Annotated in this window: 14 protein-coding genes; 10 read left to right on the forward strand and 4 right to left on the reverse strand. The window is 65.7% G+C overall.

Translation table 11 applies throughout. The features are described from left to right. From AC1REK_RS09775 to AC1REK_RS09785, 3 genes are all read right to left on the reverse strand, one after another. A partial coding sequence (locus AC1REK_RS09775; protein WP_492268200.1) for an Ig-like domain-containing protein occupies positions 1–4,246 on the reverse strand: 4,246 nt, incomplete at its 3' end. A 123-nt stretch (positions 4,247–4,369) separates the two neighbouring features. Further along, positions 4,370–5,215 (reverse strand): DeoR/GlpR family DNA-binding transcription regulator, encoded by an 846-nt coding sequence (locus tag AC1REK_RS09780; protein ID WP_492268199.1) that lies wholly within the window; start codon positions 5,213–5,215, stop codon positions 4,370–4,372. Positions 5,216–5,682: 467 nt separating this feature from the next. Beyond that, positions 5,683–7,743, reverse strand: a complete 2,061-nt coding sequence (locus tag AC1REK_RS09785) for an ATP-dependent helicase (protein WP_492268198.1) — start codon at positions 7,741–7,743, stop codon at positions 5,683–5,685. Between the two features lie 319 nt (positions 7,744–8,062). Between AC1REK_RS09785 and AC1REK_RS09790 the strand changes: the two genes are divergently transcribed. The 4 genes from AC1REK_RS09790 (at position 8,063) to AC1REK_RS09805 (ending at position 11,499) form a co-directional block, all read left to right on the forward strand. Beyond that, the gene (locus AC1REK_RS09790; protein WP_492268197.1) at positions 8,063–9,985 is read left to right on the forward strand and encodes a hybrid sensor histidine kinase/response regulator; all 1,923 of its coding nucleotides are present in this window, start codon (positions 8,063–8,065) and stop codon (positions 9,983–9,985) included. Between the two features lie 145 nt (positions 9,986–10,130). Further along, positions 10,131–10,622 (forward strand): pyridoxamine 5'-phosphate oxidase family protein, encoded by a 492-nt coding sequence (locus AC1REK_RS09795; RefSeq protein WP_492268196.1) that lies wholly within the window; start codon positions 10,131–10,133, stop codon positions 10,620–10,622. A 24-nt stretch (positions 10,623–10,646) separates the two neighbouring features. Then, positions 10,647–11,084: a DUF1810 domain-containing protein gene (locus AC1REK_RS09800; protein WP_492268216.1), complete on the forward strand. Its 438-nt coding sequence runs from the start codon at positions 10,647–10,649 to the stop codon at positions 11,082–11,084. A gap of 214 nt (positions 11,085–11,298) precedes the next feature. After that, the gene (locus tag AC1REK_RS09805; RefSeq protein WP_492268195.1) at positions 11,299–11,499 is read left to right on the forward strand and encodes a hypothetical protein; all 201 of its coding nucleotides are present in this window, start codon (positions 11,299–11,301) and stop codon (positions 11,497–11,499) included. 122 nt (positions 11,500–11,621) lie between these two features. Here the strand turns inward: AC1REK_RS09805 and AC1REK_RS09810 are convergent, their stop codons facing one another. After that, a complete protein-coding gene (locus tag AC1REK_RS09810) occupies positions 11,622–13,490 on the reverse strand; it encodes an ABC transporter ATP-binding protein (RefSeq protein WP_492268194.1) in 1,869 nt (622 codons plus the stop codon). Positions 13,491–13,863: 373 nt separating this feature from the next. On the opposite strand from AC1REK_RS09810, the gene AC1REK_RS09815 reads away from it, so the two are divergent. The 6 genes from AC1REK_RS09815 to AC1REK_RS09840 all read left to right on the forward strand — a co-directional run bounded on the left by AC1REK_RS09815 (position 13,864) and on the right by AC1REK_RS09840 (position 21,412). Then, positions 13,864–15,492 carry an N-acyl-D-amino-acid deacylase family protein gene (locus AC1REK_RS09815; RefSeq protein WP_492268215.1) on the forward strand — a complete coding sequence of 543 codons (1,629 nt, stop codon included), beginning with the start codon at positions 13,864–13,866 and terminating at the stop codon, positions 15,490–15,492. Between the two features lie 62 nt (positions 15,493–15,554). Further along, positions 15,555–17,069, forward strand: a complete 1,515-nt coding sequence (locus AC1REK_RS09820; RefSeq protein WP_316018949.1) for an ABC transporter substrate-binding protein — start codon at positions 15,555–15,557, stop codon at positions 17,067–17,069. Between the two features lie 31 nt (positions 17,070–17,100). After that, positions 17,101–18,408 carry a hypothetical protein gene (locus AC1REK_RS09825; protein WP_492268193.1) on the forward strand — a complete coding sequence of 436 codons (1,308 nt, stop codon included), beginning with the start codon at positions 17,101–17,103 and terminating at the stop codon, positions 18,406–18,408. Continuing rightward, positions 18,405–19,277, forward strand: coding sequence for an ABC transporter permease (locus AC1REK_RS09830; RefSeq protein ID WP_492268192.1), 873 nt, complete (start codon positions 18,405–18,407; stop codon positions 19,275–19,277). The genes AC1REK_RS09825 and AC1REK_RS09830 overlap by 4 nt, the downstream gene beginning before the upstream one ends. 3 nt (positions 19,278–19,280) lie before the next feature. Continuing rightward, complete coding sequence (gene thrC, locus AC1REK_RS09835) at positions 19,281–20,471, forward strand: threonine synthase (RefSeq protein ID WP_492268191.1); 1,191 nt, start codon at positions 19,281–19,283, stop codon at positions 20,469–20,471. Next, positions 20,471–21,412 (forward strand): ABC transporter permease, encoded by a 942-nt coding sequence (locus AC1REK_RS09840; RefSeq protein WP_492268190.1) that lies wholly within the window; start codon positions 20,471–20,473, stop codon positions 21,410–21,412. Before thrC ends, AC1REK_RS09840 begins: the two co-directional genes overlap by 1 nt. The last annotated feature ends 672 nt before the right edge of the window (positions 21,413–22,084 follow it).

Genomic DNA, 22,084 nt, shown 5'->3' on the forward strand with positions numbered 1-22,084 from the left:
TCTCGTCGCCGAAGGCGATGCCCTGCGACAGGTCGACGGTGACGCCGGCGGTGTCGTCGGAATAGTCGGCGGTGTCGCTGCCGTCGCCGCCATCGAGCCGGTCGTCCTCGGCGCCGCCGGCCAAGACGTCGTCGCCCGCGCCGCCGAAGAGCAGATCGTCGCCGGCGCCGCCCTTGAGGACGTCGTCGCCATCCTCGCCATGCAGCTCGTCATCGCCGTCGCCGCCATCGACCAGGTCGTTGCCCGCTCCGGCCTGAACCAGATCGTCGCCCGCACCGGCCAGGATCAGATCGTCGCCGACCGTCCCGACAAGCGCGTCGTCGCCAGGCGTGCCGACCGGGACGTAAGGCGCGACCGTGACCGTGACGGTCGCGCTGGCAGTGCCGCCCTTGCCGTCAAAGACGGTGTAGGCGAACGAGGCCTCGCCGGAGAAGCCGTCGGCCGGTGTGAAGACGATCCTGCCTTCAGCATCGAGCACGACGCTGCCACCGATGCCGGCCGCGACCGACTGGATCACCAGCGTGTCGCCGTCCGCATCCGTGTCATTGGCGAGCAGCGCCGCCGGGTCGATCAGCAGCGCAGCGCCATAGGCCGTGCCGAGCCCGGCATCGTCTCCCGCAACCGGAACCGCGTTCGGCGGGTTGATGGTCAGGCTGACCGTCGCCTCGCTGATGCCGCCGCGCCCGTCAGTCACCTGCACGGTGAAGCTGTCCTCGCCAGTGAAGCCGTTGGTCGGCGTGTAGCGATAGGTGCCGTCCGTATAGACGAAGACCGTGCCATGCGCCGCGCCCTGCTTGAGGCTGAAGATCAGCGCCGAGCCGGCATCCGGGTCCGACGCCGCGACCTGACCGGTCACCAGGGTGTCCATCAGGCCGACGGCCTCGCCGTTTGTCGCCGTCGGAGCGTGGTTCACCGGCAGCGTGTCACCTGCATCGGCGATCTTGACGAAGTGGACATCGTCGAGCGCCACGCCCGCGCCCCAGGAGTCCTTGACGCCGGTATCCATGAATTCCAGCCGGTTGGAGCCGTTGCCGGAGCCGCCCTTCACCTCGAAGCTCAGCGTCGTCCAGCTCGCGCCGGTCTGCGGCGGCAGGCCGTCGAAGATGACCTCGCCATTCCACAGCACGATGATGCCGTCATCATAGCGCCCGGTGTCGGAGTCCGAGAGCGAGAAGCTGACCCGATAGGTCGCGCCGGTTTCCGCCAGCGAGATCGTCTGGCCGATCTTGTTGCGGGCCGACTGGCCGGCACCGTCCATGTCGATCCAGATCCGGCCATCCTTGGCAACGACGCCGCCGTAATTGTCGAGGTGCTGCTCGATGCGCTTGAAGTTGACATTGGTCCAGCCGAGGATCTGGCCGTCCAGGTTCCGGTAACCCCAGTCGGAGCCGCCATTGTAGTTGCCGGACTCGCTGACGTCCTCAAAGCTGCCGTTGATGATGAGATCGGTGCCGATCGCCACTGAGGAGGTCGAGGACTTGACCGTCAGATCGAAGGTCGCGGTGTCCTTGCCGCCACGCCCGTCATCCACCAGGAAGGTGAAGCTGTCCGCGCCGCTGAAGCCGGCATTGGGCGCGTAGCGATAGGTGCCGTCCGTATAGACGAAGACCGTGCCGTTGGCCGGACCTGTGGCGAGGCTGTAGATCAGCGCGGTGCCGGCATCCTGATCCGAGGCGGAAAGCGCGCCGGTAAACACGGTGTCCTTCATGCCCTCGGCCTGGCCGTCGGCCGCCACCGGAGCCTGGTTCGCCGGCATGCTGTCGCCGACATTGGCGATCTTGACGAAGCGGACATCGTCGAGCGCCGCACCGGCGCCCCAGGAATCCGAGACGCCCTTGTCGATGAACTCGAGCCGGTTCTTGCCGTCACCGGAGCCGCCCTTCACCTCGAAGCTCAGCGTCGTCCAGCTCGCGCTGGTCTGCGGCGGCAGGCCGTCGAAGATGACCTCGCCATTCCACAGCACCTTGACGCCATCGTCGAAATTCGTCCGGTCGGAGTCGGAGAGCGAGAAGCTCACCCGATAGGTCGCTCCGGTCTCGACATGAGCGATCGACTGGCCGATCCGGTCGACGGTCGTGCCCGTCTGCGAATGGTCCATGTCAATCCAGATCCGGCCGTCCTTGGCGACGACGCCGCCGTAATTGTCCCAGTGCTGCTCGATGCGCTTGTTGTTGACGTTGGTCCAGCCGAGGATCTGGCCGTCCGGATTGCGGTAGCCCCAGTCATTGGGACCGTTGTTGCCGGAGGATTCGCTGAGGTCCTCGAAGCTGCCGTTGACCATGAGATCGGTGCCGAGAAGGATGCCCTGCGCGACGGTGAAGTTGACGACGGACTCGACGATGCCGCCATGCCCGTCATTCACCAGATAGCTGAAGCTGTCGGCGCCGGTGAAGCCGGCCGCCGGCGTGTAGCGGTATCTGCCGTCGGCATTGAACACGAGCGTGCCATTGGCTGGCCCGTCGCCGAGGCGGTAGGTGAGCGCGTCGCCATTGGCGTCGGTGGCCACGACCTTGCCGCTGAACGGGACCTCCTGGCTGATGACGAGGTCGATCTCCTGGGTCTCGGGCGCGACATTGCCCGGCACCGGCATGACCGGATCGGCGATCTTGACGAGACGCAGGTCGGCCAGCGTCGCGCCGAAGCTCTCGCCCGCGCCTTCGAAGACGAGGTCGTTCGAGCCATCGCCGGTTCCGCCGGTGACCATGAAGTGGAACTTGCCGCCGGTCGGGGAGGGGACGCCCTCATAGACCACCTGGCCGCCCCAGAGCACGCGCACGCCATCTTCGCCCATCGGCAGGTCGGCGAGCGAGAAGCTCAGGCGATAGACCGCTCCGGTTTCGACGCTGTCGATATCGTAGGACAGGGTGCCCTCGGGGAAATCGCCGGCGGCGACGAGATCGGTGCCGACCACCACCGTCGACGGGATGGCGAAGGCGGGTGCGTTGTCGAGCACGCCCTGAAGCTCCGGCAGCACCGCCGCAACCTCGGCGTCCGTGCCCTCCACGGCCAGGGCCGCGAGCTCGGCGCCGGTCAGCGTGAAGCCGTCGGCGGTCGTGATCGAGGCCGGCTGATGCGCGGGATCGACGCCATCGAGCAGGACGATCGCATCGCTGCCCGCACGGATGATCAGGTTGTTGCCGCTGCGGATGACGCTGAACCCGGCCGGGGCGATGCCGTCGAAGAGGATCGTGCTGGTGCTGTCGAGAGAGATCAGGTCGATGCCGTCGCCGGCACGGAAGACGATCTGGTCGCCCGTCGCGACGATGACGTCGTTGCCGGCGCCGCCGACGAGAATGTCCGAGCCGGTGCCGCCGGCGAGGTAGTCGCTGCCGGAGCCGCCGAAGAGCTTGTCGTCACCGGCGCCGCCGAAGAGCAGGTCCCTGCCGGCATCGCCATAGAGAACGTCGTCGCCCAGGCCACCGCGGACGATGTCGTCACCCGACATGGCATAGATGACGTCCTTGCCCGTGCCGCCGTTGATCTCGTTGCCCTGGTCGGTGCCGTAGGCGACCTCGGCATTGTTCAGGAGCTTTTCGAGGGCAGGGCGGGCGAGCTGCGTGTTGTCGTTGATGATGCCGTCTACGCCGAGATTGAGCGCGTTGCGGACATCGTTCTCGTTGCCCGCGACGGTCCAGCCATTGACCTTGAGGCCGGCAGCCTGGGCGGCCGCGACCGTCTCGGCGGTGATCAGCGCCATCTGGGGCGCGAGGCCGTCGAGCTCGCCCATGGAACCCTGCGGGCTCGTCGCGTTCGCGATCTTGGCGTCGGTGATGTTGTCCGTCAGCCAGACCAGCGGGAAATCGACCTGGTACTTGTTGTCCATCAGGTCGCGGAGGACCTTGTGGTCGGTCGCGAAGGTCTGGAAGACGATCCGCTCGGGATCGGCGAAGTCGGCAGCGACGAGGTTCGAGAGCATGGCGTCGTAGGTGGCGTGGCCCGAGCTCTTGGTCTCGACCAGGATGCCGAGCTTGCGGCCGGTCTCGTTTTCCATCCGCTTGGTCAGCGCGATGATTTGCTCGAAGGTGATGACACCCGGCACCAGTGCACGCACCTCGGCCAGCGTCATGTTCGCGATGCCGCCGGGAAGGTCGTCATGATAGCTGACCAATGCGCCGTCCTTGGTCAGGCGAAGGTCGATCTCGATGAAATCGGCGCCGTATTTGAACGCCCACTCATAGGCCTCGGTCTCGTTGTCGGTGTAGGGGTTGGTGCCGCGATGGGCGTAAAGAACGGGCTGGTCAGCCATGGCTCATCTCCAGAAACAGGCAATAGTCGATCGTTCCCGGTAGCGGGATCGCTGCGGGCATGCGTGAAGAACGGTGCTTGATGGCGAGCCGCGCCCGCCAGGGCGCGGTCTCTTCTCGTCGGGCTACGGCCTCACGGCCGCCTCCGCGCTGTTGACGAACTGGACGCCGGACTCGTCCAGCATCTGCCGGATGGCCCCCGGCGGCTCCGTGTCGCAGAACACCGCGGTGACCTGGTCGATGCGCCCGCCATGGACATGGGCCGGGCGCGTGAACTTCGAGGAATCGAGGACGAGATAGGATCTGCGGCAGTTGCGCAGCATCGCCTCGCGGGCGCGGACCTCCTCCTCCGAAAAGTCGAGCAGGGAACCGTCCTCATCGATGCCACCGACACCAAAGATCGCGATATCGACCTTGTAGGAGGCGAAGAACGCGTCGACCGTCGCGCCGCAGACGTCGAGATCGCCGCCGCGCACCGTGCCGCCGGCGATCGCCAGCGAGAAATCCGAGTTTTGGCCGACCATCACTGCAAGCGGCAGGTTGTTGGTCACGATCTTGAGCTGCCGGTGCGCAAGCAAGGCCTCGGCGACGAATTGCGTGGTGGTGCCGATACCCAGCGAGATCGACTCGCCGTCTGCGACCCGGCCGGCGACGGCGGCGGCGATGGCCTGCTTGGCTTCACGATGCAGCACGCGCCGATCCTTGAAGGTGAGGTTTCCGCTCCGGGCGAGGCTCTCGATGCCGCCATGACGCCGTCTGGCGACGCCCTGATCGCAGAGGGCGACGAGGTCGCGGCGGATCGTCTGCGTGGCGACCGCGAAATGCGTGGCCAGCTCTTCGACGCTGATGAAGTCCCGGCTGCGCAGCATTTCGGCGATCGCCATCTGCCGCCCGTCGGAACCCAGCGCAATGTTCATATGAATGCCGTTCGTGTTCATATGACTGCGATAGCGCCGCTCCGTGACGCTCATGCGACAGTTAATCGTTTCTGAAGGTCGACTCTAAAAAAGAATCGACGAAGTCTTGCGAGCCTTCGTGAGCAATAAAAATTTTCGACGAGGGGAAATACTGAGGCGGCAAACATGCCGGGCCTAGGGTAGGATTGTGAGCCGGATCAGATTTGCCTTGAAGCGGTGGCTTGGAAACGTTCCGGTCAAGTTATCGGTGTCGGGGAGCGTAAGGAGGCCCGAAGACGCTCTTGCAAAGTCCATTCGCGGCCGCTGTGAGCGAATTGTCCGGGGGATCACCGGCTCATCCGAACTTCGCTTGAATTCATGCGCGGTATGGGGATGCCTTGGGACCATGAAACCGCGGCGGTGATCGCGCCGCTGACGGTCAGCTGCATCTCGGCGACGGAGCCGCCCGCATCTCCTGGGTTGGCGTCAGAATCGCTCTGGCCCCGTCTGGGGGCGCCTTGATCGTCTCCCAGCAATCGACTTTAGCGCCACATGCCTCGCATCTTGGCGCGGACGTCGATCTTGGGCCCGGTCGAAGCGGGGCGTCCGGCCTGAGGCGCCACCTGCGGCCAGGCTCGATTCCCGAAGTGCTTCAGCAGGTTGTTGGGGATGAAGCGCGTGCGCGCGGCGTAGACGTGCCTGTCGCCGGTGGAAGACTGGCCGTGCGTGAAGAAGCGTTGCGGCACCATCAGGTGCAGATCGTCCTTGGCCCGGGTCATGGCGACATAGAGCAGGCGCCGCTCTTCCTCGATTTCATCCTTTGAGCCGGCACCCAGGTCGATCGGAATACAGCCGTCGACGACGTTCATGACGAACACCGATTTCCATTCCTGCCCCTTGGCCGAATGGATGGTCGAGAGGATCAGGTAGTCTTCGTCGAGATGCGGCACACCGGCCTGATCACTCGTCGCATCCGGCGGGTCGAGCGTCAGCTCGGTCAGGAAGCGTTCGCGCGAGGGGTAGCCGCCGGCGATCTGCTCGAGCTGCAGGAGGTCGGCCTGCCGTGTCGTCGCGTCTTCATGGATGCGCTCCAGCTGCGGCTCGTACCAGAGCCGCGCCCGCTCGATCTCGGCCGGCCAGCCTGACCTGCCGGAACGCAGCTCCTCCACGGTCTCGACGAACGAAGCCCAGTCTTCTCCGGCGCGGGCGGGAGCGGGAGCGCCACGCAGGGCTTCTGTGCCGTCAGGTGCTTGCGCCAGATGCTCGATGACGCGCTGGGCCGAGGTCGGCCCGACGCCGGGCAGGAGTTGCATCACGCGGAAGGCCGAGACACGGTCGCGCGGGTTTTCGACGAAGCGCAGCAGCGCCAGCAGGTCCTTGACGTGTGCCGCGTCGAGGAACTTCAGCCCACCGAATTTGACGAACGGGATGTTGCGGCGCGTCAGCTCGACCTCGAGCGGGCCGCTATGGTGCGAGGCGCGAAACAGCACGGCCTGCTGCTTGAGTGTCGTTCCAGCCTCGCGGTTCTCCAGCACCGTCTCGGCAATAAAGCTGGCCTGGTCGGCCTCGTCCCGGACATTGACCAGTTCGGGCGCCGCACCGGCGGCTCGATCAGTCCAGAGGTTCTTGGTGAAGCGCTCGGCGGCGAGGTCGATCACCGCATTCGCGGCCGAGAGGATTGCCTGCGTCGAGCGGTAGTTCTGATCGAGCGTGATGACCTCGGCCGGCGGCGAGAAGGCAAGCGGAAAGTCCAGAATGTTGCGGACGGTCGCGGCGCGGAAGGAATAGATCGACTGCGCGTCGTCGCCGACCACCGTCAGCCCGCGCCCATCCGGCTTGAGCGCCAGCAGGATCGACGACTGCAGCCGGTTGGTGTCCTGGTACTCGTCGACCATGATGTGATCGAATCGCGAGCCGATGTCGGCAGCGAGATCGGCATCGGTCATCGCCTGCGCCCAGTAGAGCAGAAGGTCGTCGTAATCGAGCACGTTCTGCTGCTGCTTCGCTTCGACATAGGCCGCAAAGAGCTGCTTGAGCTCGTCAGCCCAGCCGATGCACCAGGGATAGGACAATCCTAGCACCTGCTCGATCGGCTGCTCGGCGTTCACGCAGCGCGAATAGATCGAGAGACAAGTCCCCTTGGTCGGAAAGCGCGCCTCGGTCTTGGAGAAGCCGAGTTCGTGCCGGACGAGGTTCATCAGGTCGGCCGCATCCTCGCGATCGTGGATCGTGAAGGCAGGGTCGAGACCGATCTGCTCGGCGAGGTCGCGCAGCAGCCTTGCCCCGACCCCGTGAAAAGTTCCGGCCCAACTGAGCGCGTCGACGGCGACGCCAGCTTGATCGCCCATCACCTTGCGCGCGATGCGCTCGACGCGACGCCGCATTTCGGATGCGGCGCGCCGCGAGAATGTCATCAGAAGAATCCGCCGCGGGTCGGCGCCGCAGACGAGCAGATGGGCGACGCGATGCGCCAGCGTGTTGGTCTTGCCCGAGCCTGCGCCGGCGATGATCAGAACCGGCGGGGCCGGCACCGCGTCTCCGCCATGGGACACGGCGCGCCGCTGTGCCGGGTTGAGATTGTCGAGATAAACGTGGGCGTTCATGCGTGATTCGGCTTGCTGATACTGCAGGGCAGCACGGACCAGACAGCCCGGCAATGCAAAATGACGACTGCGGACTCCCTGGCGCAGCTGCCAAAAAATGGGGAGCCGGGGCAGGTCGGACCTCGCGACCAGCGGACACGCCGCATCGATGCAGCAGCGACGTCGCCGCGCCCCCGCGCGCCTGCGCAGGCGGCCTCGCTCGCAGGTGCTCTCGGCCGTTCCAGGATCGGGCGGGAACCTTTCGCCTGCGGCGACGTTCACGGTCCTGATAAGCTATTGGGGGCCGTTCAAAGTGCCGGAAGTCGAAGCCCTTTCCCTGATGAGCGACCGCTACCGGTTGCTCGTCGAATCCGTCACCGATTATGCGATCTACCTGCTCACCCCGGACGGGCGCGTGGCGAGCTGGAACCCTGGCGCGCGGCGCTTCAAGGGCTACGACGACACGGAGATCATCGGCCAGTCCTTCGAGAACTTCTATACGCCGGAGGATCGTGCCTCGGGCCTGCCGCAGCGCGCGCTGCGCACGGCGGAGAGGGAGGGGCGCTTCGAAGCCGAAGGCTGGCGCGTGCGCAAGGACGGCACGCAGTTCTGGGCCCACGTCATCATCGATCCGATATTCAATCCTGAAAGCCGGGGCGTGCTGGGATATGCCAAGATCACGCGGGACCTGACCGAAAGGCGGGAAGCCGAGCTGGCCTTGAAGCGCTCCGAGGAGCAGTTTCGCCTGCTCGTCCAAGGCGTGACCGACTACGCGATCTACATGCTCGACAAGGAGGGGCGTGTCACCAACTGGAATCTCGGCGCCGAACGGATCAAGGGCTATCGCCGCGAGGAGATCGTCGGCCGGCACTTCTCGATCTTCTACACGCCGGAGGATCGCGCGAACGGAGAGCCCGCCAAGGCGCTGGCGACAGCTTTCCACACCGGGAGCTTCGAGAAGGAGGGCTGGCGGCTGCGCAAGGACGGACGGCCCTTCTGGGCCCATGTCGTGATCGACCCGATCCGCGACGACAGTGGCGAGATCATCGGGTTCGCCAAGATCACCCGCGATCTGACCGACCGCCGCAAGGTCCAGGAAGAGCTGGAGAAATCGCAGCAGGCGCTCCTGCAGGCCCAGAAGATCGAGGCGATCGGACAGCTCACAGGCGGCATCGCGCACGATTTCAACAACCTGCTCACTGCAGTGGTCGGCAGCCTGGAACTGGTCAGCCGGCAGATCTCCGATCCGAGGCAGGCGAGCCTGATCGAAAACGCTATGAGCGGCGCCAAGCGAGGCGTACTGCTTACGCAGCGCATGCTGGCCTTTGCGCGCAAGCAGGAACTGGCGCTTCAGGCCGTGCCGCTCGACGCTCTGATCACCAGCCTGAAGGATCTGCTGCAACGCTCGATCGGCCCCCTGGTGCGGATCGAGACCGATTTTCCCGCTTCGCTGCCACCGGCCCGGGCGGATCAGAACCAGCTCGAGACGGCGCTCCTGAACCTCGTCCTGAATGCGCGCGATGCGATGCCCGAGGGCGGGGTGGTGCGCATGGCGGGTCGATGCGAGACCGTGGCTCCTTCCAATTCCCATGGCCTGGCTGCCGGGGACTACCTTCGGATCTCGATCAGCGATTCCGGGACCGGCATGGACGCCGGGACCTTGGCCAGGGCGGTCGAGCCGTTCTTCACGACGAAGGGCGTCGGCAAAGGGACCGGGCTCGGCCTTTCGATGGTTCACGGCATGGCCGAGCAATCCGGGGGGCGCCTCGCAATCAGCAGCCTGGAGGGGCGGGGGACGACGGTGGAGATCTGGCTCCCGGCGGCGCGGCAGGCCGATTCCGCCGAGGCGCATCGCCTGCCGACGCCGTCCGAGCCGGCTGAGAAGCCGGCCGAACATCTCAAGGTGCTGGCCGTGGACGATGACGCTCTCGTGCTGATGAACACCGTCGCGCTGCTGGAGGATCTGGGCCATGAGGTCGTCGAGGCCTCGTCGGCGAAGGAAGCGCTCGCGCTGCTCTCGAATGGCGAGCGCTTCGATCTGCTGATCACCGACCATGCCATGCCCGAGATCACCGGAGCTCAGCTGATCGCCGCCGTGTCGACGAGCTGGCCTGCACTGCCGATCATCCTGGCGACCGGGTATGCCGAGCTTCCTCGCGACATTCCAGGCAGCGTTGCCCGACTCAGCAAGCCGTTTTGGCAGGCGGATCTGGAGAAGGTGCTAGCGGCCGTGACCGCCAGCCGGATCCAGGATGCGGCCTAGGCCTCCCCGTCCTCCGACGAGGAGGCGCGAGGGGGCCGGCAGCGACGTTCATCGATAATCGCGCAGAGTTCCGGGCGAACGGTTGGAACCTCCGGATCAGCCGAACGGTTGTGCATGGAACGACACGGGATCGGAGCGCCAAGCCATGCCCACGCCGCAGGAACTGGAAGCGAGGCTCTGGAAAGCTCTGCGCTCCGACATGACGGTGATGTTGGGGCTGGCCAACCGGCAGGATCACCTGCTTCGGCCGATGACGGTGCAGATCGACGGTGAAGCCAACCATGGACCGCTCTGGATCTTCTCGGCCAGAGACACCGAACTCGTCGAAGCGCTGTCGGGCGACGACGACGCGTTCATCTCGTTCGCTGCGAAGGGGCATGAGCTTTTCGCGACGATCGGCGGCAAGTTGAGGCTCGATAACGACCGGGAGGTGATCGACCGGCTATGGAACAGGTTCGTCGCCGCCTGGTACGAGCAAGGCAAGGACGACCCCAAGCTGGCGCTGCTGCGCTTCGATGTCGAGGAGGCGGAGGTCTGGGAGGACGAATGGAGCTTGATTGCCGGCATCAAGCTGCTGCTCGGGATCGATCCCAAGAAGGACTATGCAAACAAGACGGCCAGGATGAAGCTGGACTGATCTTCGGAGGGCTACGGCGTTTCGATATGTCCGCTTTCCAGCCGCGCCAGCGCGGCGCAGGCCGACATGTTCGACGACGCCCTGGCGGAGCTTCAGACGGGACGAAAACGCGGTCATTGGATGTGGTTCATCTTTCCGCAGTTGCGAGGGCTGGGCGTATCGGCGACGGCCCAGCATTTCGGCCTCGCGGGAATTGGCGAGGCGCGGGCCTATCTTGGCCATCCGCTGCTGGGGCCCCGCTTGGTGGCCTCCGTCGAAGCCTTGCTGGGGCTGCGCGGGCCCACCTTGTCGCAGATCTTCGGTTCCCCGGACGACCTGAAGTTCGCCTCCTGCATGACCTTGTTCGCGCTCGCTTCGAACAGGCAAAATGACCCGTTTCGCAGGGCGCTCGCTCTCTATTGCGGCGGGCAGATGGATGCGCGCACCGAGAAGATGCTTGCCGGGGCAGCTCGCTCGGTTTGAGGGGGCCGTTCTCCTTGGTGCGCAGCCGGCTCGCGGCTGTCGGCGAGGTGCCGGTCGGCCGTTGTCGAGGCGTGTCGGTTATCCCGTGAATGCGCTTGCCGGGAGGCGGTTGACCTCGTCCGAGCTGTTGCGACTCGTCAACGGGCGGTTTGACCGCTAACTTGGTGCTCAGAGTTGCGTAGCGATGAGGTGTGTCATGCCTAACGCCGACGCCGTGACCATCAAGACCTATGAAGAGCGCAAGACGGCAGTGCTGCGGGCTGCCAGGCTCATTTCATCCGGCAGGGGCTCCGACGAAGAGCGTGAGTTCGAGCAGCTGACCGAGGCCATCGCGGATTTCGACATCCGTCAGGATGCCGAACCCTTCATCGAGATTCCGGCTGCGTTTGCGCAGTATCTCGGCAGCACGCATTAGCACTGGGTTCTCGCCGAGCATCGCCGATTGGAGATGTGCGGAAACGCGGATGCGGTCCCTCGGCCGCCTGAGACTGGCGATGTCTCAGGTGAGGGATGGCTGCCCGGCCGCCCGAGATCGTCTCAGGCGGCGATCTCGGTCCGCTGGTCCTTTCGCTCCCATTCCTCGCCCCAGATCATCACGGCATGGCCGGGCGAGACCTCGCGATATTGCCGGGGCGGCGGGACATAGTCGGGTGCGCGGACCGGGCTCCTGATCTCGTCGTTCGAGACCGGCCGCTTCTCGTGGCGACGGGCCGGGTCGGCGACTGGCACGGCGGCCAGCAGCCGCTTGGTATAGGGGTGCTGGGGATTGCCGAAGATCGCCTCGCGCGGGCCGATCTCGACGATCTCGCCGAGATACATCACGGCGACCCGATGGCTGACGCGCTCGACCACGGCCATGTCGTGCGAGATGAAGAGGTAGGCGAGCTTCATCCGCTCCTGCAGCTCGAGCATCAGGTTGATGACCTGGGCCTTCACCGAGACGTCGAGCGCCGAGACGGATTCGTCGGCAACGATCAGCCGGGGCTCGACGGCAAGCGCGCGTGCGATGCAGATGCGCTGGCGCTGCCCGCCGGAGAATTCGTGCGGGAAGCGGCTCGCCATATCCGGATGGAGGCCGACGCGATGGAGCAGTTCGGCGACCTTGTCCTGGGCCTCGGAACGGGTCGCGAGCCTGTTGATCAGCAGGGGCTCGGCGATCGTAGTCCCGACATCCATGCGCGGATTCAGGCTGGCAAAGGGGTCCTGGAAGATCATCTGCATGCGCTTGCGGCGCTCGCGCAGCGTCTTCCGGTCGAGCTTCAGCACGTCCTCGCCGTCGAGTAGCACCGAGCCGGAGAGAGGCTCGATCAGGCGCATCACCGATCGCCCGGTGGTCGACTTGCCGCAGCCGGATTCTCCGACCAGCGCCAATGTCTCGCCGGGCTGAAGGCTGAACGAGACGTTCTCGACCGCATGCACCCGGCCCTTGACGCCGCCGAGGAGGCCGGAGCGGATCTCGAAGCGCGTGGTCAGGCCGTTGACTTCGAGCACCGGCCGCTCGCTCGTGGCTACGGTATCGGCCGTCTCGGTCGGAACGTCCGAGAGACCGGTCTTGCGATCGACCATCGGGAAACGCATCGGGCGCCGGACGCCTTCCATGGCCCCGAGCTTCGGCACGGCGGCGAGCAGCGAGCGCGTATAGGGGTGGGTTGGCCGGGTGAAGATGGCCTCGGTCGTACCGGTCTCGACGGCCTCGCCGTTGTACATGACAACTGTGCGGTCGGCGATTTCGGCGACCACGCCCATGTCGTGGGTGATGAAGAGGACGGACATGCCGTCCTCTTCCTGCAGCAGCTTGATCAGCTCGAGGATCTGCGCCTGGATCGTCACATCGAGGGCCGTCGTCGCCTCGTCCGCGATCAGCAGTTTCGGCTTGCAGGCGAGCGCCATCGCGATCATCACGCGCTGACGCATGCCGCCGGAGAAGCGGTGGGGGTATTCATGGAAGCGCGATCTCGCAGCGGGTATGCGGACCTTTTCCAGTAGGCGGACGGTCTCCGCCTCGGCCTCGGAACGCGACAGGCCGCGATGCAGGACCAGCGCCTCGGCGATCTGGAAGCCGATCGGCAGCACCGGGTTGAGCGAGGTCATCGGCTCCTGGAAGATCATCGCGATCTCGTTGCCGCGGATACGGCGCATGTCCGCTTCCGGCAGCGTCAGCAACTCCTTGCCGGAGAGCTTGATCGAGCCCTCGATCCTGCTCGATCCGGGCTGCGTCAGCCGCATCACCGAGAGGGCGGTGACGCTTTTCCCGGAGCCGGATTCGCCGACGACCGCCACGGTCTCCCGCGGCTTGATGTCGAACGAAATGCCCTTGACGACCTGACGCCACTGCCGCTCGACCCTGAAGGAGGTCACCAGATCGGAGACGGAAAGGACGGGTGCGCTGTCTTGCGTGCAATTCATCAAACGATATCCCTTCAGTCCAATTGTCGCCCCGCGAGCGTTCGGCTTGGCGTGCTTCGGCGGAGATTGTCGGGGGCGAGCCGGTCAGCTGCCGGTGCGATGGTCGATCAGCCTCACGCGCTCTGTTCCAGCGGATGAAATCGCCGGACGGACGCAGGGGAGGCTTGCCCGCTGCCGTCGATCAGCCCCGTGCCTGCGACGGGCGGTGATCGATGCGCTTGCGCTGAGAACGGGGGTCGGGTCGTCGGCATAGCGGGCGGCGGCTTCCTCGCGGCGGCTCTCTGACTGGAGCTGGATCATGTTGACAGGATCGCCTGGCCGCGCCTAGTCTAATTTAGGACATTAACGGACATTTCTTTAAATCGTGACCCAGATGCTCGATCGCAAGTTCGTCAACGCGAAAATCATGGATGGTACCGGGGCGCCCTGGTTCCGGGGCGAGGTCGCCATCAGCGAGGGGCGCATCGTCGATGTCGGCCGGACGGTGGCGGGCGAGGCCGCGGAGACGGTCGATCTCGGCGGGCGGGTCCTGGCGCCGGGCTTCATCGACGTCCATACCCATGACGACCTCGCCGTCCTGCGCGATCCCACCCACGCGCCCAAGCTGCTGCAAGGCGTCACCTCCGTCGTGCTCGGCAATTGCGGCTTCGGCGGCAGCCCTTCCACGCCGGAGCGGCATGAGGATCTCGTGCGCTATGTGACGCCGGTTCTCGGGCCGATGCCGTCCGGCGTCTGGCACGAATTCGGCCATTATCTCGACACGCTCTCGACCTCTCCGAGTTCGGTGAACGCCGTCTCGCAGGTCGCGCATGGCGCGGTCCGCATCGCGGTCATGGGCTTCGAGAACCGTCCCGCGACCACGGCGGAGATCGAGCGCATGTGCGCGCTGGTCAGCGAAGCCATGCAGGCCGGCGCCATCGGCCTGTCGTTCGGGCTGCTCTATGCGCCGGGCTGTTACGCCGACCGGCGCGAGCTCGTCGCCGTCGCTTCGGCCGCGGCGCGGGCAGGCGGCATCCTGAACTGCCATATCCGCACGGAGGGCGACACGCTGCTCGACTCCCTCACCGAGGTGATGGACATCGCGGAGGCGGCCGGCGCGCCGCTCCATGTCAGCCACCTCAAGGTCGTCGGCAAGCGCAACTGGGGCACGATCGGCCGGGCCCTCGACCTGATCGCCGACAGGCGCGCGCGGGGGCTCGATGTCACCTGCGACATCTACACCTACACCGCCGGCAGCAGCACGCTGCTCTCCGTGCTTCCGCCCTGGGTTTCCGCCGGCGGCTCGGCCGATGTCATGGCCCGCCTTGCCGACCCGGCCGCACGCGAGCGCATCCGCCGCGACATGGAAGGCAATCTCCCCGGCTGGGACAACTTCGCCGGTATGCTCGGCTGGGATCGCGTCGTGATCTCGGGCGTCGAGAGCGAGGCCAACAGGCGCCTCGAAGGCGTGAACATCGAGACCATCGCCGCCGAGCGGGGGCAGCAGCCGATCGACTGCATGCTCGACATCCTGCTCGAGGAAAACGCTCGGGTCACCATGATCCTGCACCAGATGTCGGAAGAGGACGTCAAGGCGGTGCTGCGCTCGGATTTCGCCATGGTCGGCTCGGACGGCATCCCGCTCGAGACCGGAAAGGTGCATCCGCGCCACTACGGCACCTTCCCGCGCATGCTCGCCCATTATGTCCGCAAGGAGCGGATCATGTCGGTGGAGGAGGCGGTCCGGAAAATGACCTCGGTCTCGGCCCGCCGCTTCGGCCTCGCCCAGCGCGGCCTGATCGGCGAGGGAGCCTGGGCCGATCTCGTGGTCTTCGACGCCGAGAAGATCCAGGACATCGCGACCTTCGAGGACCCGCGGCGCTATCCGGCCGGGCTGGACGGCATCTACGTCAACGGGCGCCTCGCGGCGCAGGGCGGCACGCCTTCGGCCGAGCGGGCCGGCAAGCTCATCCGGCACCGCTGCGCCTGCTGCGGGCCGCAAGACCAACTTGTCTGCAACTAAGAAAGAACTGGGAAGAGACGATGAAGATAGGGCGATTGACTGGCTGGCTCGTCGGAGCAGCCTTGGCCGCTTCGATGGGAGCCGCTGGCCTTCCGGCGGTTGCGCAGCAGCCGAAGCAGGGCGGTGTGCTGAACATCGCGATCACCGGCGAGCCCCCGACGCTCGACGCGCATCACTCGACGGCCTTCATCACCCAGTCGGTCGGCTGGCACATCTATGAGGGGCTGTTCACGCTGGACGGCAAGTACAATGCCGTCCCCATGCTGGCCGAGAGCGTTGCCTTCGACGAGAAGCGCAACACCTATGTCATCAAGCTGCGCGCCAACGTCCCCTTCCACGACGGCTCGATCCTCAATGCGGACGATGTCGTCGCCTCGCTCGGACGTTGGGGACGCAAGTCGAACTACGGCCGGCTGATGTTCAAGAACGTCGTCGAGCTGCGCAAGGTCGATGATCTCACCGTCGAGATCGCGCTCAAGGAGCCGTCTCCGGTGGTCCCGATGATGCTGGCCTTCCCGAACCAGCAGGCCGCGATCTACCCGAAGAGCGTCATCGAGAAGTACGGCGACAACGAGATCCGCAGCTATGTCGGCACCGGCCCGTTCCGCTTCAAGGAGCATGTCGCCGACCGTCATCTGAAGCTGGAGCGCTTCGCCAAATACGCGGCCGCCAGCGGCGAGCCCGACGGCATGGCCGGCCGGCGCGTGGCGCATTTCGACGAGCTGCGGCTGGTGCCGACCCCTGAGGTTTCGGTGCGCCTGGAGGGCGTCCAGACCGGGCTCTACGACATCGCGGATCAGGTGAGCCAGGACATGCTCCCGATGATCAAGATGTATCCGACGATCGAGCCGGTGGTGACCAAGCCCTATTGGTGGACCATGGCCGTCTTCAACAAGAAGCGGGCTCCGTTCAACGACCCGCGCGCCCGCCAGGCCTTCGTGCTCGGGCTCGACAACAAGCAGGTCATGGGCGCCGCCTTCGCCTCCGAGGACTTCTATCGTCTCGATCCCGGCATTCTCTTCCAGGAGCAGTCGCAGTGGTGGAGCAAGGCCGATGGCGGCGTCTACAACAAGCGCGACCTCGAGCGCGCCAAGACCCTGCTGAAGGAGTCCGGCTATACCGGGCAGCCGATCAAGTGGCTCACCACCCGTGAATACGACTTCATGTACAAGAACGCGCTCGTCGCCACCGAGCAGTTGAAGGCGGTCGGCTTCAACATCCAGCTGGAAGTCGTCGACTGGGCCACGATCGTCCAGCAGCGCAACAACCCGCAGGCCTACGACATCTTCAGCGGCGCGACGACCTTCACGCCGGATCCCGGTGTCTGGCCGTGCTTCGACCCGGCCTGGCCCGGCTTCTGGGAGGATTCCAAGAAGGATGAGCTGGTGCGCAAGCTGAACACCGAAATGGACGGCAAGAAGCGCTTCGGCGTCTGGGAGGAGCTGCAGACGCACTTCTGGGACCAGGCCCCGATGGCCAAGTTCGGTGACTTCTTCATCCTCGGCGTCAAGAATGTGGACGTGAAGAATGTCGCTGCGACACCGTTCCCGTTCTACTGGAACGCCTGGAAGCAGTGACAGGCCCCTGGTCCATCGAGGCGATCGCATCATGAGCAGGATCAAGATCGGCATCATCGGCAACGCTGAATTCAGCGAGCCGCTCGACCACGCCTTGCGCAGTGCCGACGCCGATCTCGATCTGCATGTTCGCCTCTACGAGGACCAGGACGAGGCCATCGGGCTGGCCCGCGAGCTGGAGGGGATCGTCGACGCGATCCTCTTCTCCGGGCCGGTTCCCTATCATCTGGCATTGGCCGAGGGCCCGCTTTCGGTTCCGGCCTCCTATGTCGTGTTCGACGAAGTCTCGCTCGTGAAGGCCTTCTTCGATCTCGTCCGGGCCGGTGTCGACCCTTCGACGATCAGCGTCGACACGATATCGGACGACATCATCGCCGATGTCAGCCGCGAGCTGAACATCGCCCTGGCCGGCATCAAGAGCATGCCGCTCCGGGAAGGGGGCGTTCACGACGACTTCACCGGCTTCCATATCCGGCACTATCGCGCCGGCAGCACGACCTATGCGCTGACCTGCCGCTCGCTGGTGCAGCGGGAGCTCGCCCAGCAGGGTGTTCCCTGCCACTTCATGTTCTGGACCAAGCATACGATCCTCAAGGCGCTCGACCTTCTCGTGTCGAACCTCCTGCAGCATCGCTATCGCGGCTCCCAGATCGCCATCGGCCTGCTGCGCGTGCGGACGCCCGAGTTCACGGGTTCGATCGCCGATGGCCGCCGCCATGCGCTGGAGCTCGAAACCTACCTGCTCGACTACAGCGAGAGCCTCGGCGTCAATCTGCTCGACATCGGCAATGGCCTGCACCTGTTCTACACGACCTACGGAGCCATCCGCCGGCAGACGCAGGATTTCACGGCCGCGCCCGCGTTCACGGCCTTTCCGCATCAAGGCTTCTCCTTCGAGATCGGTATCGGCACCGGTGTCAGCGCCGCCATTGCCGAAGAGGGCGCGCACAAGGCCTTGCATCAGGCCGAACAGACCGGCGCGGGCATCCATATCGTCCTCGATGGCAACCGGCTGATCGGCCCGCTTGGCCAAGGCAGGACCCGGCTCATCCGGGTCGAGGATTCGCTGGTTCTGCAACTCGCGGACAAGACCGGAATCACGGCGGCCAATCTGGCGCGGATACTGGAGGCCGTCGGCGAGGACCGGTCGCGTGGCTACAGCGCCGTCGAACTGGCGGGCATCCTGAACACCACCTCGCGCACTGCCCGCCGCGTCCTCACAAAGCTTGCCGAAACCGGATTTGCCGCGCCGATCGGCGAGAGCGCCCCGATTGGCCATGGCCGCCCCTCCGCGATCTACAGGATTGATTTGCCAGTGCGAGAAGGAACCGCAGCATGAGCATGGCTGCCCAGGACACGGTCCATATCGAGCCGGCACGACCGCGTTTCCTGTCCAAGCTCTTCGCCCGCTCCACCGTCGTCGTCGGGTCGCTGCTGATCGCGCTCGTCCTCGCCACGGCGCTTGCGGCCGACATCCTGGCGCCGGCGGATCCGAACGCCCTTGCGATCCAGAGCCGCCTGAAGCCGCCATCCGCGGTCCATCTGCTGGGGACGGATGAGTTCGGCCGGGATGTGCTGTCGCGCGTGATGCACGGCGCCCGGACTTCGCTCGTCATCGGCTGCTCCGTGGTCGTGCTTGCTGTCGGGCTCGGCTCGCTCTTCGGGTTGATCACCGGGTTCTTCTCCCGGGTGGACGCGGTCCTCTCGCGGATTCTCGATGGCCTGATGTCGTTTCCCGGCATCGTGCTCGCGATCGCGATGGCCGGCGTGCTCGGCGCCAGCAGTTCGACCGTCATCATCGCACTCGGCATCGTCTACATGCCGCGCGTCGCCCGCGTGGTGCGCAGCTCGGTGCTCGTCGTCAAGGAACTGCCCTATGTCGAGGCCTGCATCGCGGTCGGCGGCAGCCGGCTCTACGCGCTCTTCCGGCATGTGCTGCCGAACGTCCTGTCGCCGATCATCATCCAGGCCTCCTTCATCTTCTCCTATGCGGTGCTCGGAGAGGCCGCGCTCAGCTTCCTCGGTGCCGGCGTGCCGCCGACGCAGCCGAGCTGGGGCAACATGCTGGCGGAATCGCGCGCCTTCGTCGTCATGGCCTGGTGGATGGCACTTTTCCCCGGGGCTGCAATCATGCTGACCGTTCTCGGCCTGAACCTGTTCGGCGACGGTCTGCGGGATGCGCTCGATCCTAAGATGCAGGGACGCTGACCCATGAACACGATGAGCCTTTGCTGCGTCTCCTGCGGCGCCAACTACCCCGCTACGCTGCGCTATGCGTGCGATGCCTGCGGCGGCATCCTCGAAGTCGACCGCGGCGCCGAGACCGGAGAAGCCTGCGCGGCCGGGCTCGTCTCCCCGGCGGTGACGCTGGGCGAAGGGAGGACGCCGCTGCTGCAGGCCCGGCCGGGCTCGCTGGCCTCCGGCGCCGGCATGCTCTGGTTCAAGGACGAGACGCGCAACCCGAGCGGCTCCTTCAAGGATCGCCTGGTGAGCGCCGCGCTCACCACCGCACTAGCCTTCGGGTCGAAGGGGCTCGTCTGTGCCTCCAGCGGCAATGCGGGCGCCTCCGCGGCGGCCTATGCGGCACGCGCCGGCATTCCCGCCGTCATCCTCGTGCCGGAACGCACGCCGACCGAGAAGATGGCCCAGATCGCTGCCTATGGCGCTCTGCTCGTGAAAGTCGAGGGGCACTACAGCAATTCCTACGCGATGGCCCTGGCGGTCGCGCAGGAGACGGGCTTCGTCAACGTCACCACGACCTTCATCAACCCCTATGGCACCGACGCCCTGCGCCTGGTCGGCCACGAGCTGCATGCGCAGCTCGGCGACAGCGCGCCCGACTGGGTGGTGGTGCCGACCGGCTCGGGGCCGCTCGTCAAGGGCGTCGTCCAGGGTTTTGCCGACAAGGGCGGTCGCCTGCCGAAGATCCTGGCCGTGCAGGCCGAGGGCTGCGCGCCGATCGTCCGCGCCTTCGAGGACAACGCCGCCGCCGTCTCGGCCTGGGGGGAGCCGAAGACCATCGCCTCGGGGATTTCCGATCCGCTGATCGGCTATGAGCGCGACGGCACCTATACGCTCGATCTCGTGCGCCGGACCGGCGGCAAGGCGGTCGCGGTCACGGATGACCAGATCCGCAGTGCCATGCGGGCACTGGCCGCCGGCAACGGCATTTTTGCCGAACCGACCGGCGCGAGCTCGCTCGCCGCCGCTCTCAAGCTGATCGAAAGCGGCGATATCGCCGCCGGCGAGCGCGTCGTCTGCATGGTCACCGGCCATGGCTTCAAGGATTTCGGAATCTACCGGCAGATGCCGGTGCACGAGATCCGGGTCGAGGCCGGAGCCCCCGCGAGCGTGATCACCCAGGCCCTCGCAGGCATGGGACACTCGGGCGGGAACGACTGATGCTGCGCTACATCCTCCAGCGCGTGGTTCTGCTGCTGCCGAGCCTCTTCGTGCCGCTGTTCCTCGTCTTCATCCTGCTGCATCTGACGCCCGGTGACCCCGCGGCGGTGATGCTCGGCGCGGATGCGACGGCGGAGCGCATCGCGGCGCTGCGCGAGCAGCTCGGCCTGAACGAGCCCTTCCTGGTCCAGCTCGGGGTCTGGCTACGCCAGATGCTGACGCTGGAACTCGGCGAGTCGATCTTCCTGCGCATCCCGGTGACGCAGGCGATCCTGCAGCGGGTCGAGCCGACGCTGATCCTGACGCTCTATGCGCTCGTCATCGCCGTCACCATCGGGATGGTCTCCGGCGTGGTCTCGGCGGTCAATCGCAACGGCCCGGCGGATCAGGTCGCGATGGGACTGGCGATGCTCGGCGTGTCGATGCCGGAGTTCTGGTTCGGCCTGATGCTGATCCTGCTCTTCGCCGTCGAGTTCCGCTGGTTCCCCGTCGCCGGCTATATCCCGCTCGAACGCGGCTTCTGGCAGTGCCTGTGGTCGCTGACCTTGCCGGCGCTCTCGGTCGGCCTGGTCCAGGCTGCCTTCATCGCACGGATCACGCGGTCGAGCATGCTCGACGTGCTGGGCGAGGATTTCATCCGGACGGCTCGCGCCAAGGGCCTGCCGGGCCATGTCGTCATCGCCCGGCATGCCCTGAAGAACGCCCTGATGCCGATCATCACGGCGATCGGCATCACCTTTGCCGTGCTGATGGGCGGTGCGATCGCCATCGAGATCGTCTTCAACATCCCCGGTGTCGGGCGGCTGCTGATCAATGCGGTTTCCCGGCGCGACTATCCGGTGATTCAGGGCATCGTGCTGTTCATGGCGCTGACCTTCATGATCGTGAACCTGCTCGTCGATGTGCTCTACAGTCTGGTGGACCCTCGCGTCGGCAAATAGCGGAGCGGTTCGGCCGCGATCCGATTGGCAAGTCGCACGGCCGGATCAATCGATCGGCGTCTTCAGGGCGATTGCCGCGGCTTCGTCTCGGCGACCAGGGGCGGATGGGCCCTCGCGAAGCCCACCACTGGCAGTGAGTTCGCCACAGCGTTGCCTCGACATGAAGGCCTCCTGTGGCCCCCATTTGGGGGCTGCAAGCGGCGTTCAGATTGACGACCGTTCCCCTGGGTAGCCGTGGGGGCGCTGAATGAAACGACCTGGGAAGGCGCTGTCAAGAATTCAGCAGAAGCTCAAAGCGAAGCGCGAACTCGCACAGAGAAGAATTCGGAAGGGTGTTACTCGCAGCAAGCTCGCATTGGTCGTCGCCAACGACATTCCCGGCAGGTGAACCGTTCCGCGAGCGAATGCCAACCACGCGATCTCATGTGATCGGTGTAACCATTTGTTTTATCTGAGTTTAATCCGTAATTTTGCATGGGGGAGATAGATCTCGGTCGGATCTATGCCGCCTTCGCTCATTTCTCGATCGGCCGCCAGCAGATGGCGGCGGGTGAACGCGACTGCACGCCGCGGCATCTTGTCCTGGCGGTCGAGTTCAGTCCCAGCCTTGCCCGGGCGCATTTCGAGCTCGCCCGGGCGGCGGGCTCGCTGGCGAGTGTCTCGACGCTCCAG

Source organism: Allobosea sp. GW823-FHT02B03 (assembly GCF_058797755.1).

Excerpts from the sequence above, each read along its gene's own strand:
- AC1REK_RS09780 (WP_492268199.1), bottom strand. The coding sequence starts at position 5,215 with ATGAGCGTCACGGAGCGGCGCTATCGCAGTCATATGAACACGAACGGC.
- AC1REK_RS09785 (WP_492268198.1), bottom strand. The coding sequence starts at position 7,743 with ATGAACGCCCACGTTTATCTCGACAATCTCAACCCGGCACAGCGGCGC.
- AC1REK_RS09790 (WP_492268197.1), top strand. The coding sequence starts at position 8,063 with ATGAGCGACCGCTACCGGTTGCTCGTCGAATCCGTCACCGATTATGCG.
- AC1REK_RS09795 (WP_492268196.1), top strand. The coding sequence starts at position 10,131 with ATGCCCACGCCGCAGGAACTGGAAGCGAGGCTCTGGAAAGCTCTGCGC.
- AC1REK_RS09810 (WP_492268194.1), bottom strand. The coding sequence starts at position 13,490 with ATGAATTGCACGCAAGACAGCGCACCCGTCCTTTCCGTCTCCGATCTG.
- AC1REK_RS09815 (WP_492268215.1), top strand. The coding sequence starts at position 13,864 with ATGCTCGATCGCAAGTTCGTCAACGCGAAAATCATGGATGGTACCGGG.
- AC1REK_RS09825 (WP_492268193.1), top strand. The coding sequence starts at position 17,101 with ATGAGCAGGATCAAGATCGGCATCATCGGCAACGCTGAATTCAGCGAG.
- AC1REK_RS09830 (WP_492268192.1), top strand. The coding sequence starts at position 18,405 with ATGAGCATGGCTGCCCAGGACACGGTCCATATCGAGCCGGCACGACCG.
- thrC (WP_492268191.1), top strand. The coding sequence starts at position 19,281 with ATGAACACGATGAGCCTTTGCTGCGTCTCCTGCGGCGCCAACTACCCC.
- AC1REK_RS09840 (WP_492268190.1), top strand. The coding sequence starts at position 20,471 with ATGCTGCGCTACATCCTCCAGCGCGTGGTTCTGCTGCTGCCGAGCCTC.